Annotated in this window: 1 protein-coding gene and 1 pseudogene; both read right to left on the reverse strand. The window is 63.4% G+C overall.

Annotation, left to right across the window (positions count from 1 at the left end):
• On the reverse strand, window positions 1-626 hold a 626-nt coding region (locus AB3X89_RS39935), incomplete at its 3' end, for an ABC transporter ATP-binding protein (protein ID WP_368588024.1).
• Window positions 626-925, reverse strand: a pseudogene (locus tag AB3X89_RS39940) (ABC transporter ATP-binding protein); the annotation flags it as partial. The pseudogene AB3X89_RS39940 and the gene AB3X89_RS39935, both read right to left, overlap by 1 nt.

A 925-nucleotide genomic window follows, 5' to 3' on the forward strand; every position in this document is an offset into this window, starting at 1 on the left:
CGATTGGCCGCCTGCAGCGCGAGACGCGCGTTCTGCTCGACGAGCAGAACGGTCATACCTTCGGCGGAAATCGAGCGCACCACTTCGAAGATCTTCTCGACCATGATCGGCGAGAGGCCCATCGACGGTTCGTCGAGCAGCAACAGTTTCGGCCGCGAGATGATCGCGCGCGCCATCGCGAGCATCTGCTGCTCACCGCCCGACAGCGTGCCCGCGTACTGCGACGCGCGCTCCTTCAGACGCGGGAAGAAGCCGAACATGCGCTCGACGTCCGACTTGATACCGTCGACATCGTTGCGCAGATACGCGCCCATCTGCATGTTCTCGACGATCGACATGCGCGCGAAGATGCCGCGACCTTCCGGCACCATCGCGAGACCGCGCTTGAGCAGCTCGTGCGCGGGCAGGCCTTTGATCGACTGGCCCATGTACTCGATATCGCCGGCCGCATACGCCTTCAGGCCCGTGATCGCCTTCATCGTCGTGGTCTTGCCCGCGCCGTTCGCGCCGATCAGCGTGACAAGTTCGCCCTGCCCGACCTCGAGGTCGACACCCTTGACCGCCTGGATGCCACCGTAGTTGACCTGCAGGCCCTTGATTTTCAACATTGCTTGCGTCGTGGACATCAGTGGACCCCCGCACCCAGATAAGCTTCGATCACCTTCGCGTCTTTCTGCACGTCCTGCGGCAGACCCTGTGCGATCACCTTGCCGTAGTCGAGCACCGTCATCTGGTTGCACAGGCCCATCACGAGCTTCACGTCGTGTTCGATCAGCAGAATCGTCTTGCCGTCCGCGCGGATCTTGTCGAGCAGCTTGGTCAGCTCGACCTTCTCGGTGGCGTTCATGCCGGCCGCCGGTTCGTCGAGCGCGAGCAGCTTCGGATCGGTCGCCAGCGCACGGGCGATTTCGAGGCGCCGCTGGTG

Origin of the sequence: Paraburkholderia sp. BR14320, assembly GCF_040948665.1 — a bacterium.
GTDB lineage: Bacteria > Pseudomonadota > Gammaproteobacteria > Burkholderiales > Burkholderiaceae > Paraburkholderia > Paraburkholderia youngii.